Origin of the sequence: Hyalangium sp., from assembly GCF_045802625.1 — a bacterium.
In the GTDB taxonomy this organism is placed as follows: Bacteria; Myxococcota; Myxococcia; order Myxococcales; family Myxococcaceae; genus Hyalangium.
In genome coordinates, this window is record NZ_JBJMQP010000011.1 from 19,378 (window position 1) to 36,214 (window position 16,837).

15 protein-coding genes are annotated in these 16,837 nt (G+C 69.6%); 5 read left to right on the plus strand and 10 right to left on the minus strand.

The features are described from left to right. Positions 1–30 precede the first annotated feature (30 nt). The 5 genes from ACJ8AT_RS02485 to ACJ8AT_RS02505 form a co-directional block, all read right to left on the minus strand. A complete protein-coding gene (locus tag ACJ8AT_RS02485) occupies positions 31–1,377 on the minus strand; it encodes a hypothetical protein (RefSeq protein ID WP_407735910.1) in 1,347 nt (448 codons plus the stop codon). Next, positions 1,361–2,788 (minus strand): hypothetical protein, encoded by a 1,428-nt coding sequence (locus ACJ8AT_RS02490; RefSeq protein WP_407735911.1) that lies wholly within the window; start codon positions 2,786–2,788, stop codon positions 1,361–1,363. The genes ACJ8AT_RS02485 and ACJ8AT_RS02490 overlap by 17 nt, the downstream gene beginning before the upstream one ends. 136 nt (positions 2,789–2,924) lie before the next feature. After that, positions 2,925–3,161, minus strand: a complete 237-nt coding sequence (locus ACJ8AT_RS02495; protein ID WP_407735912.1) for a DUF3006 domain-containing protein — start codon at positions 3,159–3,161, stop codon at positions 2,925–2,927. 10 nt (positions 3,162–3,171) lie between these two features. Beyond that, positions 3,172–4,500, minus strand: a complete 1,329-nt coding sequence (locus ACJ8AT_RS02500; RefSeq protein WP_407735913.1) for a ComEC/Rec2 family competence protein — start codon at positions 4,498–4,500, stop codon at positions 3,172–3,174. Beyond that, the gene (locus ACJ8AT_RS02505; RefSeq protein WP_407735914.1) at positions 4,497–5,732 is read right to left on the minus strand and encodes a ComEC/Rec2 family competence protein; all 1,236 of its coding nucleotides are present in this window, start codon (positions 5,730–5,732) and stop codon (positions 4,497–4,499) included. Before ACJ8AT_RS02505 ends, ACJ8AT_RS02500 begins: the two co-directional genes overlap by 4 nt. A 110-nt stretch (positions 5,733–5,842) precedes the next feature. Between ACJ8AT_RS02505 and deoC the strand changes: the two genes are divergently transcribed. The 4 genes from deoC to ACJ8AT_RS02525 all read left to right on the plus strand — a co-directional run bounded on the left by deoC (position 5,843) and on the right by ACJ8AT_RS02525 (position 9,764). Then, positions 5,843–6,802, plus strand: a complete 960-nt coding sequence (deoC, locus tag ACJ8AT_RS02510; RefSeq protein ID WP_407735915.1) for a deoxyribose-phosphate aldolase — start codon at positions 5,843–5,845, stop codon at positions 6,800–6,802. 24 nt (positions 6,803–6,826) lie between these two features. Next, positions 6,827–7,219, plus strand: a complete 393-nt coding sequence (locus ACJ8AT_RS02515) for a TraR/DksA family transcriptional regulator (RefSeq protein WP_407735916.1) — start codon at positions 6,827–6,829, stop codon at positions 7,217–7,219. A gap of 45 nt (positions 7,220–7,264) precedes the next feature. Then, a complete protein-coding gene (locus ACJ8AT_RS02520) occupies positions 7,265–9,019 on the plus strand; it encodes a phospho-sugar mutase (RefSeq protein WP_407735917.1) in 1,755 nt (584 codons plus the stop codon). A gap of 70 nt (positions 9,020–9,089) precedes the next feature. Next, the gene (locus ACJ8AT_RS02525) at positions 9,090–9,764 is read left to right on the plus strand and encodes a hypothetical protein (protein ID WP_407735918.1); all 675 of its coding nucleotides are present in this window, start codon (positions 9,090–9,092) and stop codon (positions 9,762–9,764) included. Between the two features lie 7 nt (positions 9,765–9,771). Here the strand turns inward: ACJ8AT_RS02525 and ACJ8AT_RS02530 are convergent, their stop codons facing one another. From ACJ8AT_RS02530 to ACJ8AT_RS02550, 5 genes are all read right to left on the minus strand, one after another. Next, complete coding sequence (locus ACJ8AT_RS02530) at positions 9,772–10,335, minus strand: ATP-binding protein (RefSeq protein WP_407735919.1); 564 nt, start codon at positions 10,333–10,335, stop codon at positions 9,772–9,774. Between the two features lie 283 nt (positions 10,336–10,618). Beyond that, entirely contained in the window at positions 10,619–11,548 is a 930-nt protein-coding gene (locus ACJ8AT_RS02535; protein ID WP_407735920.1) for an ABC transporter permease, read from the minus strand. Further along, positions 11,541–12,653, minus strand: a complete 1,113-nt coding sequence (locus tag ACJ8AT_RS02540; protein WP_407735921.1) for an ABC transporter permease — start codon at positions 12,651–12,653, stop codon at positions 11,541–11,543. Before ACJ8AT_RS02540 ends, ACJ8AT_RS02535 begins: the two co-directional genes overlap by 8 nt. Beyond that, positions 12,646–14,103: an ABC transporter ATP-binding protein gene (locus ACJ8AT_RS02545; RefSeq protein WP_407735922.1), complete on the minus strand. Its 1,458-nt coding sequence runs from the start codon at positions 14,101–14,103 to the stop codon at positions 12,646–12,648. Before ACJ8AT_RS02545 ends, ACJ8AT_RS02540 begins: the two co-directional genes overlap by 8 nt. A 53-nt stretch (positions 14,104–14,156) precedes the next feature. Continuing rightward, a complete protein-coding gene (locus ACJ8AT_RS02550) occupies positions 14,157–15,362 on the minus strand; it encodes a BMP family protein (protein ID WP_407735923.1) in 1,206 nt (401 codons plus the stop codon). 59 nt (positions 15,363–15,421) lie between these two features. Between ACJ8AT_RS02550 and ACJ8AT_RS02555 the strand changes: the two genes are divergently transcribed. After that, the gene (locus tag ACJ8AT_RS02555) at positions 15,422–16,726 is read left to right on the plus strand and encodes a thymidine phosphorylase (RefSeq protein ID WP_407735924.1); all 1,305 of its coding nucleotides are present in this window, start codon (positions 15,422–15,424) and stop codon (positions 16,724–16,726) included. The last annotated feature ends 111 nt before the right edge of the window (positions 16,727–16,837 follow it).

Sequence of the window (16,837 nt, forward strand, 5' to 3'; positions counted from 1 at the left end):
GCACGGAGCGCCCGAGGCGTCGCCGGAGCTTCAGTGGGCCTGCTGCTGGGCGAACCGCTGGGCCTCGCGGAAGAACTGGGTGCAGGAGTAATCGAGCGGCGCATCGAGCCCGTTGAGGGCATGGGCGGCGCGCAGGAAGGGCAGCCAGGCCCGGTCGCCGATGATGACGGCGGACTCCATGAAGTTCTCGCGAGGCACCCACTGGCCGCCGAGCATCTTCACGAGGTAGTGGCCGAGCCAGGCTCCCAGCAAGGTGATGAGCTCGACCTTCTGCGCGCGGGTGATGTCTTTTCCCCAGCGGAAGTGCCACAGGCGCCAGTCCAGCCGGGGCAACGCCTCCAGGGTGCCGTCCAGGACGGCGGGCACGTCTTTGTGGAACAGGGCGATGAGCTGTTCGGCCCAGAGGTTGCGGTAGCTGTTGATGCGCTTCTTCACATCCGCCACGTCCGGAGCGGGAGCCTGTGAGGCGGGGATCCACTCGGAGACGGGGGGAGGGCGGTAGCGGTTGAAGAGTTCGACGTTCTGGCGCTTGTCCTGGAGGCCTCGGAAGTCCACCTCCCACATGATGATCTCGGCCACATCCGGGTGGAACTGGATGGGGATGGGCGAGAAGACCAGGGAGCGCTGGCGCAGCGTAGCGAGGGTGGAGTCCAGGTTGAGCTCGGGGCGCAGGTGCACGAGCGCGCGAGCCTGCGCGAGCCGAGCCTCCTCGGAGTCGAAGTCCGCGGGAGTGGGGCGGGTGAGGCAGAGGAAGGCGCCGTGGGGCAGCTCCTCCATGAGGTAGCACGGGGTGGAGAGCAGGCGCTGGCGGCCGATCCGCTCCACCATGTGCGGGCCGAAGACGTTGAGCCAGAATGTCTCGTAAACGGGGCGAGCCAGGCTCACGTCCTCCGCGGTTGGGTCTGTTCCCATGCGGAGTTCGGTGAAGCTGTGGCCCAAGCCAAAGGACAGGGGGATACTTGCAGCCAAGGCACGAACGAGAGAGAGCAGGTGCCCCGCGCGCTTCTCGGCTTGGCCCGATTCGCGAAAGAAGGCGAAGGGCCTCAGGTGGAGCGTCACGAAGAAGTGGGGACCGATGTCTTGCCCCCAACCCGTGAGCGACAACCTGCCTTCGGGCAGCTTGGAGCGCACCAGCATGAGACTCCGGACACCACCAGCGTTGTCTGTCTCGTGGAAGCGCTTGTGGAGCGTCTGCCGCGAGTACTTCAGACGGCGATTGAGATACAGCTTGTCCAGGCGCAGTTCCGGATCGAGGGACTCAATAACCTTCAGCACGGGCTCCAGCCCCTCGAAGCCCCGATCAAACGGGTTGAAGGGAGAGAAGAGCTTCAGGATGAGCTCGTCGGACTGGTTCCAGTCGTCAGGGGACGTTGACATGGAAATGGAGGTCAACTCCACGATCCTTGGCTTCTTCGAAGAGAGCCTCCCGGATTTCGTTCGAGAGGTTCGTTCCGTCATAGACGATGTGCACCCGAGAGACGACGACCTTCTGCCCGAAGAGCGGGTGGCCGCGTCTGCGCACCTCGACGGTGCCTCCATACTTCGTCTTGGCTTCCTCGGCATCCACCTTGAATTGCTTGACGGCGTCGTCTGGGCTCTTGCGGGAGAAGTCGTGCTGCTTGTCACTGTAGGAGTGGGCAGTAAGCGTGCGGCCCTTTCCCACGGTGGTCTCATCCACGACGAACTGGTCCGAGTAGGTGATTGAAGCGCTGTCCTCGTGCGCCAGCCCCAGGTTGTCCGCTACCAGCGGGCGTTTCATCCCTTGTGGCAACAGCCGCTCCCCACCCGCTGCTCGTGCCTCCTGCTGCATCTCCCGTGTCACGCCGCGCTGGAACTCCAGGGAGCGCTGGAAGCGGCTCAGCAGGGCGTCGTAGCTCTTCCAGGTCAGCGGCGGCTGGGTCTCCGTCTCGCCTGGGGGCAGAGGCCGCTTGCCCGTGAGTTCCTCGTACCGTCGCTCCCAATAGGCCACGTACTGGCCCCACCGCGGGTGGTCTGTGGCCACTCCCTGAGGTGGCCGGCCGCGCTGGGGACGGTAGCGTGCGAGCTCCTCCACGCGGGCCGGTTGCCGGGGGCCTGGCTCCAGCGCTTCGGCCTCGGCCAGGCGAGCCGCCTCAGCCGCGGCCTCTTCCGCAGCGAGCGCCCCTTCCGCGCTCGGAAGTGCCACCCGCTGCTCGAGGGTGGCCTCTCGGGCCAGCCGCTCCGCTTCCTCCGCAAGAACTTTCGCCTCGGCCGCTCCTGCTTCCGACTCCGCCAGGCCCGCAGGGCCCGTCTTCAGCGCGGTGCCGGCCACCAGCACGTTCAGCGCCGCGTCGAGCACGGCATTGCGCACGCCCTGGAGCTTCGCCTGCCGGGAGAAGCTGCCGGCCAGCAGTCCTCGCAGGCGCAGTCCTCCCGCCCCGCGCGAGGGGATGAACTCGTCCAGGAAGCTCCACTGCACCGTGCACGCCGGTGCCGTGGCGCACTTGAAGCCCAGCGCTTCTTGCGCCAGCACGCTCCCGCTCTGCTGGATCGCGCTCTCCAATTGGCCGAACAACGCCCGCGCTCGCGCATCCCCCGCCAGCGAATCCGCGTACACCCGCTCCAGGTGCTCGGAGCGGTGCACCAGCAGCACCGCCGAGCGTTCCCCCTCCAACCTGCCCGCCGTATCGCAATAGAGGCTGTAGTCGAAGGGAGGCGCCACGTCGGCGCGCAGCTCCTCCAGGGGCACTGCTCCGGGCTCGCCACAGTCGCTGCCGAGCAACGCGGTGGACAGCAGCAGGAGCAGCGCCAGCGGGACGAAGCGAGGCATGAGGCCAAGCCTCACACCCCACCCCCTGTGGCCAGAAGAACCCTAGGGATCCAGCCCGCAACGGCTCAGCTCGCGCGGGCTGTAACCATGAAGCGCTCGGGGGTTGCGCGGGCGCGGCAAACCCGAGAGGGAAGGCTCAGAGGTCGAAGTTCCCCGGCGGGGCCTGCTTCTTCTTCGCTCGCTTCCGGGCCTTGCGCACCTCTTCGCGCAGCGCCTCGGTGGCCTGGGCATCCACCTTGCCCGTGTCGAGATCGATGACGTCCCCCTCGCGCACCTCGGGCGCCAGCTCGGCCCGAGGCCGGGTCACTTGACGGCCATCCACGACGAGCACGGCCAGTCCTTCCTCGAAGCGATCCACGGTGGCCTTGGGCATGGGGCTCTCCTCAGGGGTGGCAATCGTCAGAGGGCTTGCGCTCTCGCATGGCCTCTTCACGGGAGTCGTAGGTGATCAGGTTCTGGGGGGAGATCCTCTTGACGGTGCGGCAGCTCGCCTTGTGGAAGATCTGGCTGTTCTTGCTGGCGTAGTACTTCTCGCCCGCTGGCGCTGGCCTCTTGCCTGGGTGGCTCGCGTGCTCGTCGGAGTCATCCGGGGCGGCCTTCGCCACCTTCTTGAAGTGAGAGAAGTCCACGTCGCCCTCCGCCTTCGCGCTCACCGCTTTCACGGGGACGGCCTTCACGGGCTCCGGCTTCGCGACGGCCGGGACTGGCGGAGGCGGGACGGCGGGGGTGGGGTTCTTCGCCTCGGGAGAGAAGGCGTATTGGGTGGTGGGCGCCTCGCCCGGGTGGAGCTTCTGCGGGGTGAGCACGAACTGCTGGCCATCGCTCACCGCGTGCACCTCGCCATCCTCGTCGGTGCGGAACAGGTGCGCATTCGTGGCCTTCAGCCGATCGAGCACGGACGGGGCCGGCATGCCGAGCTTGTTGCCCGCGCCCACGCTGAGGATGGCCGCCCGCGGGTTGACGGCCTGGAGGAACGCCTCGCTCGTGGCGAAGTCCGCGCCGTGAGCCCCCACCTTGAGCAGCGTGGAGCCCAGCCCCGCTCCGCCCTTCAACAGCGCCGCCTCCGTCTCGGCCCGAGCGTCGCCCGCGAAGAGCACGGACGTCTTTCCATAGGTGAGGCGCAGGACGATGGAGTTGGCCGCTGGCTCCCCGGGGACAAGCGGTTCGCTGGGCGCGCGAGGCCACAGCACCGTCAGCTCCGCGCCCTTGCCCAGCGGCAGGCGCGTCAGCTCCTTGGGCTGGGACGGGTTGGGCGCGGGCGAGAAGATCTCCACCCCTCGCGAGCCGATGGCCGTGAGCAGCGCGTCATACTCGGAAGGCGTCCCGGGAAGCTGCGGCTCCAGGAGCCGGCGCGGATTGGCCACCTTCTGGACCGCGTCCAGCGCTCCATAGTGGTCCGCCGCCGGGTGGGTGAGGACCACGAGATCCAGCCGCGTGACGAGCAGCTCCGGCAGCCGGTTGACCAGGTGGTTGACGGCCGAGGCCGGACCCGCGTCCACCAGGACAGTCCGTCCCTCGGGAGAGACGATGAGCGCGGAGTCCCCCTGGCCCACGTCGAAGAAGTAGACGTGGAGCTTTCCGTCCGGCGCGCTCCCCAGGAAGTGCTCCGCCGCGCTGGGGCGAGGTGCCGGGGACGGAGCGGGAGCAGGCGGCTCCTTCTTGCACGCCGTGACGAGCAGCAGGCCCAGCAGTGGCAGCAGGCGCGCTTTCATGGGTTGCAGTCCTCCGCGGGGCGGTGCTCACGAGCGGCGGCGGCACGGCTGGTGTACACCGTGCGCTCCTTCGTCTTCGCCCGCTTGAGGGTGGCACAGTCCTCGCGGTGGAAGACCTCGCTGCCCTTGAGGCTCACGAAGCGCAGGTTGCTCAAGGCGGCGGGAGCAGGGGGGCTCTCGGAGGGGGCAGGTGTCTTCCCCGAGGCCAGGACGGTAGTGCCCTTGCCTCGAGCCGTGGCCAGCGCCGCGCCCGAAGGGCCCGGCGGGGCCGTGGAGCTCGTGAGCGCTGAGCTGGCACTCGCGGTGGAGGGCCGCACCTCGCCCTGAGCGACGAAGCGGGAGGTGTCCCCCTTCTCGGCCTGAAGGGTGACGGTGTTCCCGTCGCTCACGGCTTTGACTTCACCCTGTTGATCCGTGCGGAACACGTGCGCTCCCACTGCCGAGAGCCGCGAGAGCGCCTCCGCGGTCGGGTGGCCGTAGTCATTGCCCACGCCGCAGGAGATGACGGCGGCCTTGGGCTTCACCGCCGCCAGGAACGGCTCGGTGGAGGAGTACCGCCCGCCGTGGTGCGCCACCTTCAGCACGGTGGAGGTGTAGTCCACCTGCTTGCGGAGCAGGGCCGCCTCGGTGTCCGGCTCCGAGTCCCCACTGAAGAAGAACGCCGTCCGGCCATAGCTGAGCCGGGTGACAACGGAATTGGAGTTCGGATCCGAGCGCGTGTTCTTGAGGAACGGCTCCAGCGGATAGCGCGGCCAGTACACGGTGAGCACGGCGCCCTCGCCCAGGCCCACCGTGAGGAAGCTGTCCGGCGCCTGGGGGTTCGGCTCCGGAGACATCACCTGGCCCACCTGCTTGCCCACGAAGTCGAGCAGATCGCGGTACGCCGCGCTCGGGTGATCAAAGCCCGAGTCCATGAACCGCTTGGCCCCCACCGCCTGGATGGCCTCCTTCAGGCCCCCGAGGTGATCCAGGTGCGGGTGCGTCAGGATGACGAGATCCAACGGCTCATGGACGAGCTGCCGCAGCCGGCTGGCCAGACGCTCCCGGGCCTCGGGAGGCCCGCCGTCGATCAGCACCGTCTTGCCGGTGGGCGAGACGATGAGCGCGGAGTCCCCCTGGCCCACATCCAGGAAGTACACCGTGAGAGGCTTGCCGGAGGAGGCTGGCTGCGCCAGGGCTGGCAGGGTCGCGAGGAGAAGGACGAGGAGGCTAAGCAGCCGGGAGGGGGCCATCACAGGGCGACTCTAGCCCCAGCGGCGCCCTGTAAGGCACCCGGCAAGCACCCGGGCAGGCTCGTCCGAATGCTTCCCGAGGGACCCCCTTCTGGGCTACATCCCGCCTCATGGCCGAGGCTGATGACGTGAACCAGGTCGTCGACGAGATCGCCGACCGTGTACGCCGCAGGATGCAAGCCCTCCGAGCAGGCAAGGAGCAGCCCTGCACCACCTCTCCCGGACCCGGGGCCCGGGATGACTCCAGCTCCTCCGCGCAGCGCGCGGGCGATGGGCCCAGCAACAATGGGAGCGCCGGATCATGTGCGCCCTCCTGCGACGTGTGCCCCAACGTGAGCAGCTGCGGCACGGTGGGCGCGGTGAAGGCAGGCGCGGCGCGCATCTCGCCCGAGTCCATCCGCACCAGCGCGGACATCGCGCCCTATATCGATCACACGCTGCTCAAGCCCGAGGCCAGCCGGGAAGAGGTCATCAAGCTGTCCGAGGAGGCGCGCAAGCACGGGTTCGCCACGGTGTGCGTGAACTCGGTGAACGTGGCGCTGGCGGCGCGAATCCTGGCGGGCTCCAAGACGGTGCCCATCGCCGTGGTGGGCTTCCCGCTCGGCGCGGCGCTGCCCAGCGCCAAGGCCTTCGAGGCGCGCGAGGCCATCCGCTGCGGCGCGAAGGAGATCGACATGGTGATCAACCTCGGCGCGCTCAAGGCCAAGGACTACGCGCTGGTGCTCAAGGACATCTCCATGGTGGTGGAGGCCAGCCGCCCGCACCCGGTCAAGGTCATCCTCGAGACGAGCCAGCTCCAGCACGAGGAGAAGATCGTCGGCTGCGCGCTCTCCAAGGCCGCGGGCGCCGCCTTCGTGAAGACGTCCACGGGCTTCAGCTCCGGAGGCGCCACCGCCGAGGACGTGGCGCTGATGCGCAAGGTGGTGGGCGATGACGTGGGGGTGAAGGCCTCCGGCGGCGTGCGCTCGTCCGAGGACGCGATGAAGATGATCCAGGCGGGCGCCAACCGCATTGGCGCCTCGGCCTCGGTGGCCATCATCACCGGCCAGAAGTCCACCGCGAAGTACTGAGAGCGCGAGGCCCGGGGGAGCACCGTGACGGATGCCCAGCGAGAGGAACTGCGCAAGCTGCTGCTCGGGCTGCACGGCCAGCTCACCGGCAAGGCGCCGCTGAAGATCGAGCCCAACCGGACCGATGACTCGAAGGTGGGCGGGGACGAGGACGAGCAGCCGCTCAACGAGATGATGCAGGCCATCGCCTCGAGCCGGAACCGGAACATGGACGGCGTGCTGGCGCGGGTGGTGAAGGCGCTGGGCAAGCTGCGCAACGAGCCGGACAGCTTCGGCGAGTGCGAGGACTGCGGCGACGCGCTGCCCTATGGCCGGCTCAAGGCCATGCCGTATGTGGAGTACTGCGTGGAGTGCCAGGGCAAGAAGGACCGGCCCAAGGGCGGGCCCACGCGCAAGAAGCTCACCGACTACACCTGACGCGCCACACGGGGCCACCCCTCGCGGGTGGAGAGGAGGCGGGACATGAACAGTACCGAGCTGAGGAAGCAGGCGGAGATCTGGCGCAGCGCGGATCCGGACCCCACCACGGCCAAGGAGCTGGAGCGGCTGCTGATCGCCGAGGATGACGCGGAGCTGGCGGACCGCTTCGCGGGCAACCTGGAGTTCGGCACCGCGGGCCTGCGCGGCGTGCTGGGGGCGGGGCCCAACCGGATGAACCGGGCCGTGGTGCGCCGCACCACCGCGGGGCTGGCCCGGTACCTCAAGGCCCAGGTGCCGGAGGTGGCCACTCGCGGCGTGGTGGTGGGCCGGGATGGCCGCCGGATGAGCGCCGAGTTCGCCGAGGACACCGCCTGCGTGCTCGCCGCCGAGGGCATCCCCGCGCTGGTGTTCTCCACGCTGGCCCCGACGCCGCTGACGGCGTTCGCCGCGCTGCACCTGGGCTCCGCCGCGGCGGTCATGGTCACCGCCAGCCACAACCCGCCCGAGTACAACGGCTACAAGGTCTACTGGGGCAACGGCGCGCAGATCGTCCCTCCTCACGACAAGGGGATCGCCGCCGCCATCGACGCGGTGGAGCCGGCCAACCAGGTGCGGCTGCTGACTCCCGCCGAGGCTCGCGCCAAGGGCCTGTGGCGGGACATCCCCAAGGAGGTGGGCGAGGCCTACCTGCAGGCCATCCTCGGGCTGCGGATGTACGGGCGCGGCTCGGACACGCTGTCCATCGTCTACACCGCGATGCACGGCGTGGGCGGCGTGTGGGTGGACCGGGCCATCCATGCGGCGGGCTTCTCGCGCTTCTTCCCCGTGGCCGAGCAGCAGCAGCCGGACGGCGCCTTCCCCACCGTGCGCTTCCCCAACCCCGAGGAGCCGGGCGCGATGGATCTCTCCATCGCCACCGCCGAGCGCCAGAAGGCGCAGCTGGTGCTCGCCAATGATCCGGACGCGGACCGGCTCGCGGTGATGGTGAGGGACTCGGCGGGCAAGCTGCGCATGCTCACCGGCAACGAGGTGGGCGTGCTGCTGGGCCACTACCTGCTCACCCAGGGCACCAAGAAGGCCCGGGCCTATGTGGCCACCACCATCGTCTCCTCGGTGCAGCTGGGGCAGATCGCCCACGAGCTGGGCGCCGCGTATGACGAGGTGCTCACCGGCTTCAAGTGGATCGCCAACCGGGCGCTGGAGCGCGAGCGCGGCGAGAGCGTCCAGTTCGTCTTCGGCTACGAGGAGGCGCTCGGCTACACCGTGGGCACGGTGGTGCGAGACAAGGACGGCATCAGCGCGGCGCTGGTGTTCGCGGATCTGGCGGCGTGGTGCGAGTCGCGAGGGACGACGGTGCTCGGCTACCTGGAGGAGATCCAGCGCCGGCACGGCCTGTTCGTTGGGGCCCAGCGCAACTTCACGTTCAAGGGCGCCGAGGGCGCGCAGACCATCGCGCGCATCATGGACGGCTTCCGCGCCAGTCCCCCGGCGCGCGTGGGCGAGTACGCCGTGCGCAGCAGCAAGGACTACAAGAAGGGCGAGGCCCGGGTGGGCGGGAAGGTGGAGAAGCTCACCCTGCCGCCCTCGAACGTCATCGCCTACGAGCTGGAGGGCGGCCACCGCGTCACCCTGCGGCCCTCCGGCACCGAGCCCAAGATCAAGTACTACTTCGAGCTGAAGGAGACGCTGGGCTCCGGCGAGCCGATGGCCCAGGCGCGCTCTCGGGCGGAGGGGCGGCTGCAAGCGCTCATCGACGCCTTCGTGACACTCGCGCGTGATCGCGGGCAGCCGGCCTGAGTCTTCTCGTACAACCGCGTTCCAGTTCCCACTGGCCGCGTCCTTCGCGGCCCTTCTCCGAGGGTGCTTCGTGAAGCGTGTCGTTCCTGGGTTGTTCCTCTGCTGGGTTCTTGCTTCGACGGCCGCGCTGGCGCAGGACGAGGGCGTCTCCTATGGCCGAGGGCAGGGCTGGTCCCTGCTCGCCGGTGACACCGTGGGCCAGGGCCAGAACGTCCTGTCCGCGCAGCTCGGCTGGCCGGGCCTCTCGCTGGGCCTGCTGCACGGGGCCACCTCCCGGTTCGATCTCGGCGGCAAGTTCACCTTCAACTACGGGCAGGAAGGCATCGTCGAGCTCGTGAGGCCGGGCCTGAAGTTCCAGGCCTGGGTGCGGCTGATGCTGGCGCGCACTCCGCAGGCCACCCTGGCGCTCGTGTTCCAGCCCGGGCCGCTCTTCTACTTCCACGATGGAGGCACGGACGTGGGCCTGGCGCTGCCGGTGTCCCTGGTGGCCGGCATCCCCGTGGGCAGCGCCATCATGCTCAACCTGGCGCTGGACGTGCCCTTCCACGTCTACTTCGGCACCGGCGGCGGCCCCGTCTTCCCCCTCCTGGTGGGAGGAGGGCTGGAGTACTTCATCGACCGCAGCCTGGAGGTGAACTTCAACGTGCGGATGGGGCCCTCCATCTTCCCGGACTCGGGCACCCGAGGGCGCAATGACGCGTACTTCACCCTCGAGGCGCTGATGGGCGTGGGCTGGCGCTTCTAGGCCGCCGCTACCAGGAGCGGACCTGCTCCGCTGGCAGCTCGACGGTGAAGATGTTGCCGCCGGTGGGGCGGTTCTTCACCGTCAGCTTCGCGCCCAGCGTCTCCGCGCGCTCGATGGTCTGTCGCAGCGCGTCCTCGACGATGACGCTGGCGCCCGTGTCCTGCACCCGGACGCGCGGGCCATAGTCCCCGAACGGATCCGACGCCTCGACAATCACTCGGAGCACGTGCGCCCGGCCCGCCAGCGCCTTCATGGCCGCGGCCGCCGTGCTCACCATCTGCGCGATGATCGGCGCGAACTGCCGCCGCGGCAGCTCCACGCTCACCGCCTCGTCCGCCAGGTGGTACTGGATGTCCACCCCGTCCAGCTGGCCCTCGGTGAGCAGCTGCGCCACCACGTCCTGCGTCAGCTCGCTCAAGTCCAGCGGCAGCGTCTCGCGCAGGTACGCATCCAGCGAGACGACGTTGTCCATCCGGGCCGCGGCCGCGGCCGTGGGCGGGGCCACCTCGGCCTGGGACTCCACCGACAGGGTCTTCCGAGCAGTTGCCGTCGTCGCCGGGCTCGCCATCATCTCGCTACCTCCACCGAGTGCCGCCCCATGGGCGGACGGGCAGGAGAAGTTCCAAACCGTATAATTCCTCCTGCTAGATGCGTGCCTGCTTTTCCGTCCCCGGTTTCCACGCAAGCTCCGGGCGGAAAAATATTTCAGGCCTGGAAAATCGCGGATTTGCGAGAACTCACCTACACCCACCGTCCTAGAGTGGAAAGACCCTTCAGACTTGAGAGGTGGGTCAACTGTGAATCCTGGTCATGCTGGACCCGGGTGTTAAGCACCCCTCGCATGGAGGTGGGGATTAGCGGGATTCCTGCTCATAGGGGGTGCCGAGCGCGGCGGGAGCACTGCTGCGCTGGCCCTGCACGGTGAGCAGCAGCAGGGTGAGGACATAGGGCAGCGCGAGCAGGAAGCCCTGGGGGATGACCTCGAGGATGTGGGGGGCGCTGGAGGCCAGGCCTATCCGCAGGGCGTTGCCGAAGGCGAAGAAGGAGGCCGCCCCGAAGGCGCCCAGGGGGGTCCATCGGCCGAACACCATGGCGGCCAGGGCCATGAAGCCCAGCCCCGCGGGGGTGTGCTGCTCGAAGCGGTCCAGCACGGCGGTGGAGAGCACCGCGCCGCCCAGGCCCGCCAGCAGGCCGCCTCCGAGCACCGCGCCCCAGCGCAGCCCCGGCACGCTCAGGCCCAGCGTGGCCACCGCGTGGGGCTTCTCTCCCACGGCGCGCAGCCGCAGGCCGATGGCGGTGTGGTTGAGCACGGCGTGGAAGGCCAGGGGCAGCACCAGCGCCAGGTACGTGAGGCCCGAATGGTCCGAGAGGGCTCGCAGGAAGGGCACGGCCTCAATCAGCGGCAGGTGCCAGCGGGGGAGCTGGGCGATGGGCGGCGTGCCGTTGGGGCTATAGAGCGCCTCCAGGACGAAGGTGCCGCCAGCGAGCGCCACCAGGTTGATGGCCATGCCGGAGACGACCTGGTCCGAGCGCCAGCGGATGCTCAGGTAGCCGTGAATCGAGGCGAGCCCCGCGCCCGCCAGCATGCCCACCACCACGCCCAGGGGCGTGGGCATGGACAGGGCCGCCACCGCGGCGACGAAGGCGCCTGCGCGCATCTGCCCCTCCACGCCCACGTTCACCACGCCCGCGCGCTCGGAGAGCACCCCTCCCAGGGTGGCGAAGATGAGCGCGGGGGCCGCGTCCAGGGTGGAGTAGAGGAGCGCCTCGAGGATCTCAAGCACGGGGCACCTCGGCGGAGGCGGGTGGGGTGCGGCGTTTGCGCAGCAGGGTGAGCCACACCAGGCGGCCCGCGACGAAGAGCAGGGCCAGGCCCTGGATGAGCTCCGGGAAGCTCTTGTGCACGCCCAAGAGCTGCATCCGCGTCCCGCCCGCGCGCAGGGCCCCGAAGAAGACCGCCGTGACGATCACTCCCAGCGGGTGGTTGTTGCCGATGAGCGAGATGGCGATGCCATCGAACCCGTAGGGCGCCCCGAGCACTCCGGGGTAGCGAAACTCGGTGCCCAGCACGAGCACCGCGCCGGCCAGCCCCGCCATCGCGCCCGCCAGGGCCATGGCCTCGGCGGCTCGCTGCTTGACGGAGATGCCCGCGGCCCGCGCCGCGTCCGGGCCCAGGCCCGAGGCGCGTGTCTCGAAGCCTCGCCGCGTCCGGGTCAGCCACACCCAGATGAGCAGGGCCACGCCCAGCGCCACGGGGAAGCCCAGGTTCAGCCGGGAGATGTCTCCCAGCAGCCGGGGAAGCTCCGCGGTGGCGTGGATCTGCGTCGTGCCGGCCACGGACTGGCCTCCAGCGGCCACGGCGCGCAGCGGGCCCACCACGAGCCAGTTGTCCACCAGGCTCACCGCCACCCAGTTGAGCATGATGGTGGAGATGACCTCGTGGACGCCGCGCCACAGCTTGAGCGCCGCGGCCAGGAGCGCCCACGCCCCCCCCGCCACCGCCGCCGCCAGGAAGGCCAGGGGAATGTGCAGGGCCGCGGGTGCGCTGAGCTGCGCGCCCACCACCGCCGCCGCGAGCGCGCCCACCACCATCTGCCCCTGCGCGCCGATGTTGAACAGGCCCGCCTTGAAGGCCACCGCCACCGACAGGCCGGTGAGGATCAACAGCGCCGCCTTGCCCGCGGCCTCACCCAGCGGCCGGGCGAGGAGCACCCCATCCCCGCTCTCCAGGAACCGCGGCCACTGGCCCAGCCCGCCATACAGCATCTGCAGGTAGGCCTCGCCGGCGGTGCGCGCGTCCCGAGTGATCGTGATGGCGACCCAGCACACCACCAGCGCCAGGGCCACGGACAGGATCGACGGCAGCGCCGATCTCCACTTCTCACCCATGGCCTGACTCCGCTCCCAGCATGCACCGGCCAATCTCGCGCTCGTCGTACTGCTGCCGGGTGAAGGTGCCCGTCACCCGCCCCTCGAAGAGCACGTAGACGCGGTCCGACAGCGTCAGCACTTCCTCCAGATCCAATGAGATGAGCAGCACGCCTCCGCCGTTGTCCCGCTCCTGGCGGAGCCGCGAGTGCACCTGCGCCACCGCGCTGATGTCCAGCCCGCGCGTGGGCTGCACCACCACCAGCAGCTTCGGCCGCGGATCCATCTCGCGCGCCACCACCACCTTCTGCTGGTTGCCTCCCGAGAGCGCCTGGATGGGCAGCAGCGGATCCGGGGGCCGCACGTCATACGCGCCCATCAGCTTCTGCGTGCGCTCCCGCCGCCCCTTGAAGTCCAGCCATGGGCCTCGCGCGAAGGGCGGCTCGCCCTGCCGGCCGAGCGCCACGTTCTCCTCCACGCTCATGCCCTTCACCACCGCGCGCCGCAGCCGATCCTCCGGCACGTGGCCCACGCCGCGCCGCCGGGCCTCGTACGCAGACAGCCCCTTCAGCGGCTTGCCGAGCAACGTCCCGTGCCCCTCCTCCAGCGGCCGCAGGCCGGTAATCACCTCGGCCAGCTCCCGCTGCCCGTTGCCGTCCACGCCCGCGATGCCGACGATCTCGCCCGCGTGCACGCTGAGCGTCACCCCGTTCAGCGCCGAGCGCCCATCCTCGCCGCGCGCCTTCAGGCCCTGGGCCTCCAGCACCACCGCTCCAGAGGGTGGCTGGTAGGGCGCCACCACCGCGGAGCTCGGCCGGGACTCGCCCACCATGAGGTTGGCCAGCACGTCCACGGTCGTCTCCGCCGCCTTCACCTCGGCCACCAGCTTGCCCCGGCGCATGACGGCGATGCGCTCGGCGATGCTGAGCACCTCGCGCAGCTTGTGGCTGATGAAGACGACGGTGTGCCCCTGCTCCTTCAGCCCGCGCGCCACGCGGAACAGATCCTCGGCCTCCTGGGGCGTGAGCACGGCGGTGGGCTCGTCGAGGATGAGCACCTTCGCGCCGCGGTGCAGCGCCTTGACGATCTCCACCTTCTGCTGCGAGCCCACCGTGAGCGAGTCCACCGGCGCCCGCGGATCCAGCGTGAAGCCGAAGCGCTTGCAGGTGTCCGCTACCTGGGCGCAGGCCCGGTCCAGATCCAGCCGGCCCCAGCGCGTGGGCTCGCGGCCGAGCACCACGTTCTCGGCCACCGTGAGCGTGGGCACCAGCATGAAGTGCTGGTGCACCATGCCGATGCCCCGGGCGATCGCGTCCCGAGGGCTCTTGAAGCTCACCGGCTGGCCGTCCAGGGCGATCTCACCCTCGTCTGGGTGATACAGCCCATACAGGACGTTCATCAGGCTGGACTTGCCCGCGCCGTTCTCGCCCACCAACGCGAGCAGCTCGCCCGCGTGGATGTCGAGCGACACGTCGTCCAATGCCGCGACGCCGCCGAACCGCTTGTGGATGTGCCGGAGGGAGATCAGGGCGTGGTTTGGAATGCGGAGAGCTCTTCCATGGTCGCCGGAACCTTCAGCTCCCCGGAGGTGATGCGCTGACGCAGCGCCTCCACCTTCTGGAGGGCCTCGGCCTTGCCCGGGAAGTCCACGCGGATCTCGGCGTAGCCCACGCCGCCATCCTTCAGCCCGAGCACCTGATCGCCCGGGCTGAACTTGCCCTGGGCCAGATCGCGGCACGCGTTGTAGATGGCCAGGTCCACGTGCTTGAGCATGGAGGTGAGCACCACCTCGGGCGCCACGTGCGACTGATCCGAGTCCACGCCAATCACGTACACCGGCGAGCCGGAGGCCTTGGCCTCCTTCACCGCCTGGATGACGCCCAGGCCGTCGGCGCCCGCCGCCTGGAAGATGACGTCCGCGCCCTTCTTGAGCAGATCCTGCGCCACCTGCTTGCCGGCGGCCACGTTGTCGAAGCTGCCGGTGTAGACGGACATCAGGCCCTCGGCGGCCTTCGGGTTGGTCATCTTCACGCCCGCGCGGAAGCCGGCCTCGAAGCGCTTGATGATGGGCACCTCCATGCCGCCCACGAAGCCCACCTTGCCCGTCTTCGACGCCAGCCCCGCCAGCGCGCCCACCAGGAAGCTGCCCTCGTTCTCCTTGAAGGTGACGGTGCGCACATTGGGCAGGCTGTACGGGGTGCCCTTCTCGTCCAGCAGCACGCTGTCCACCAGGAGGAACTTGTTGCCGGTGTTCTTCTTGGCCACCGACTCCACCGCGTTCTCCAGCAGGAAGCCGTTGCCGATGGTCAGCTCCGCGCCCTGCTCCACCAGCAGCTGCAGGTTGGGCTCATAGTCCTCCGGGCTCTTGCTCTGGATCACCAGCGGCTCGATGGGCTGCGCGGCGATGGGCGGCTGCAGGCCGGACAGATCCTGGGTGATGGCCTGCTTCACCTCCTCGGAGCTGGCCGGAGCGTACTTGCCGCCCTCGTACCGCACGCCAGCGGCGAAGGTCTCCAGGCCGCGCAGCGCGGCGTCATTGAACGAGTGGTCTCCGCGGCCGCCCACGTCGACGACGAGGCCGACCTTGTGCGTCTTGGCGGCTGGGGGCTGAGCCTTGGTGGCCTCCGCTGGCTGCGTACCGGACGCGGCGGGGGCAGGGGGAGCTTCCTTCTTGCAGGCTCCAAGGAGCGCCACAAGGGTCAGGGCAGACAGGCGGAGGGTTCGGGTCATAATCAAGCGTATCTAGCAGATGATGGACCCGATGGAAGGGGTAGGCTATGGCCAGAGGCGTGCGACCCTACGAGCTCATCAAGTCCAAGCGTGAAGGCCGGGCGCTGGATCCGCAGGACATCCGCGAGTTCATCGCCGCCTACACCCGGGGCGATGTGCCGGACTACCAGATGTCCGCCATGTGCATGGCGGTCTTCTTCCGTGGGTTGAACTCCGGGGAGCTGGGGGCATGGACGCAGGCCATGCTCGAGTCCGGCGAGGTGCTGGATCTCTCCGAGACGCCCGGCGTCAAGGTGGACAAGCACTCGACGGGTGGGGTGGGGGACAAGGTCTCCCTGAGCCTGGCGCCCCTGGCGGCCGCGTGCGGGGTGCCCGTGCCGATGATCTCCGGCCGCGGGCTGGGCCACACCGGAGGTACGCTGGACAAGCTGGAGTCCATCCCCGGCTTCCGGGTGGACCTCTCGGTGGCGGACTACCGGCGGCTGGTGCGGGAGGTGGGCGCGTGCCTCATCGGCCAGACGGCGACGCTGGCGCCCGCGGACAAGAAGCTCTACGCGCTGCGGGACGTGACGGCCACCGTGGACTGCCTGCCGCTGATCGCCAGCTCCATCATGAGCAAGAAGCTGGCGGAGGGCATCGACGCGCTCGTGCTGGACGTGAAGACGGGCAGCGGCGCCTTCATGAAGCGCCTGGAGGACTCGCGCGCCCTGGCCAAGACGATGATCGGCATCGGCACCGCCATGAAGCGCAAGGTGACCGCGCTGATCACCGACATGGATCAGCCGCTGGGCCGCGCCGTGGGCAACGCGCTCGAGGTGATCGAGGCGGTGGACATGCTCCGCGGCCAGGCCCCCGAGGACTACACCGAGGTGACGCTGGCGCTCACGGCGGAGATGCTCGTGCTGGGTGGCAAGGCGGCCACCGCGCAGCAGGCCCGGGAGCAGCTGAAGCGCGCGGTGGACAATGGCAGCGCGCTGCGCAAGCTCAAGGAGATCGTCCAGGCGCAGGGCGGCGACCCGCGCGCCATCGATGACTCCTCGCGGCTGCCGCAGGCCCGGGCCACCTCGGACGTGCTGGCTCCCAGTCACGGCTTCGTCACGGGCATCGACACGGAGGGGGTGGGGCTGGCGGCGGTGGCGCTGGGCGCGGGGCGGCAGCGCGTGGACAGCCTGATTGATCCCGCCGTGGGCTTCACGCTGCTGCGCAAGGTGGGCGAGCCGGTGAAGGCGGGCGAGCCGGTGGTGCGCGTGCACTACAACAACGAGGGGCCGCTGAAGGACGTGAAGGAGCGGCTGCTCGCGGCGTATCGCTTTGGGCCCCAGGCTCCCGCGCCGCGCCCGCTCATCGTCGAGCGGCTGGAGTAGGCCCCTCCAGGGCGCACGGCTCCTGGGAAGGCGTGATTTCGCGGCCGGTACGCAGCTCTCTAGCACGGCATGTGTCATGAATCCTTGATGGCGCGGGGGGTCTCGTGCGAG

What these genes read in the sequence shown, in the direction of transcription:
- ACJ8AT_RS02505 (WP_407735914.1), bottom strand. Translation starts at nt 5,732, where the DNA reads ATGGCCCCCTCCCGGCTGCTTAGCCTCCTCGTCCTTCTCCTCGCGACC.
- ACJ8AT_RS02485 (WP_407735910.1), bottom strand. Translation starts at nt 1,377, where the DNA reads ATGTCAACGTCCCCTGACGACTGGAACCAGTCCGACGAGCTCATCCTG.
- deoC (WP_407735915.1), top strand. Translation starts at nt 5,843, where the DNA reads ATGGCCGAGGCTGATGACGTGAACCAGGTCGTCGACGAGATCGCCGAC.
- ACJ8AT_RS02520 (WP_407735917.1), top strand. Translation starts at nt 7,265, where the DNA reads ATGAACAGTACCGAGCTGAGGAAGCAGGCGGAGATCTGGCGCAGCGCG.
- ACJ8AT_RS02495 (WP_407735912.1), bottom strand. Translation starts at nt 3,161, where the DNA reads ATGCCCAAGGCCACCGTGGATCGCTTCGAGGAAGGACTGGCCGTGCTC.
- ACJ8AT_RS02500 (WP_407735913.1), bottom strand. Translation starts at nt 4,500, where the DNA reads ATGAAAGCGCGCCTGCTGCCACTGCTGGGCCTGCTGCTCGTCACGGCG.
- ACJ8AT_RS02490 (WP_407735911.1), bottom strand. Translation starts at nt 2,788, where the DNA reads ATGCCTCGCTTCGTCCCGCTGGCGCTGCTCCTGCTGCTGTCCACCGCG.
- ACJ8AT_RS02540 (WP_407735921.1), bottom strand. Translation starts at nt 12,653, where the DNA reads ATGGGTGAGAAGTGGAGATCGGCGCTGCCGTCGATCCTGTCCGTGGCC.
- ACJ8AT_RS02550 (WP_407735923.1), bottom strand. Translation starts at nt 15,362, where the DNA reads ATGACCCGAACCCTCCGCCTGTCTGCCCTGACCCTTGTGGCGCTCCTT.
- ACJ8AT_RS02530 (WP_407735919.1), bottom strand. Translation starts at nt 10,335, where the DNA reads ATGATGGCGAGCCCGGCGACGACGGCAACTGCTCGGAAGACCCTGTCG.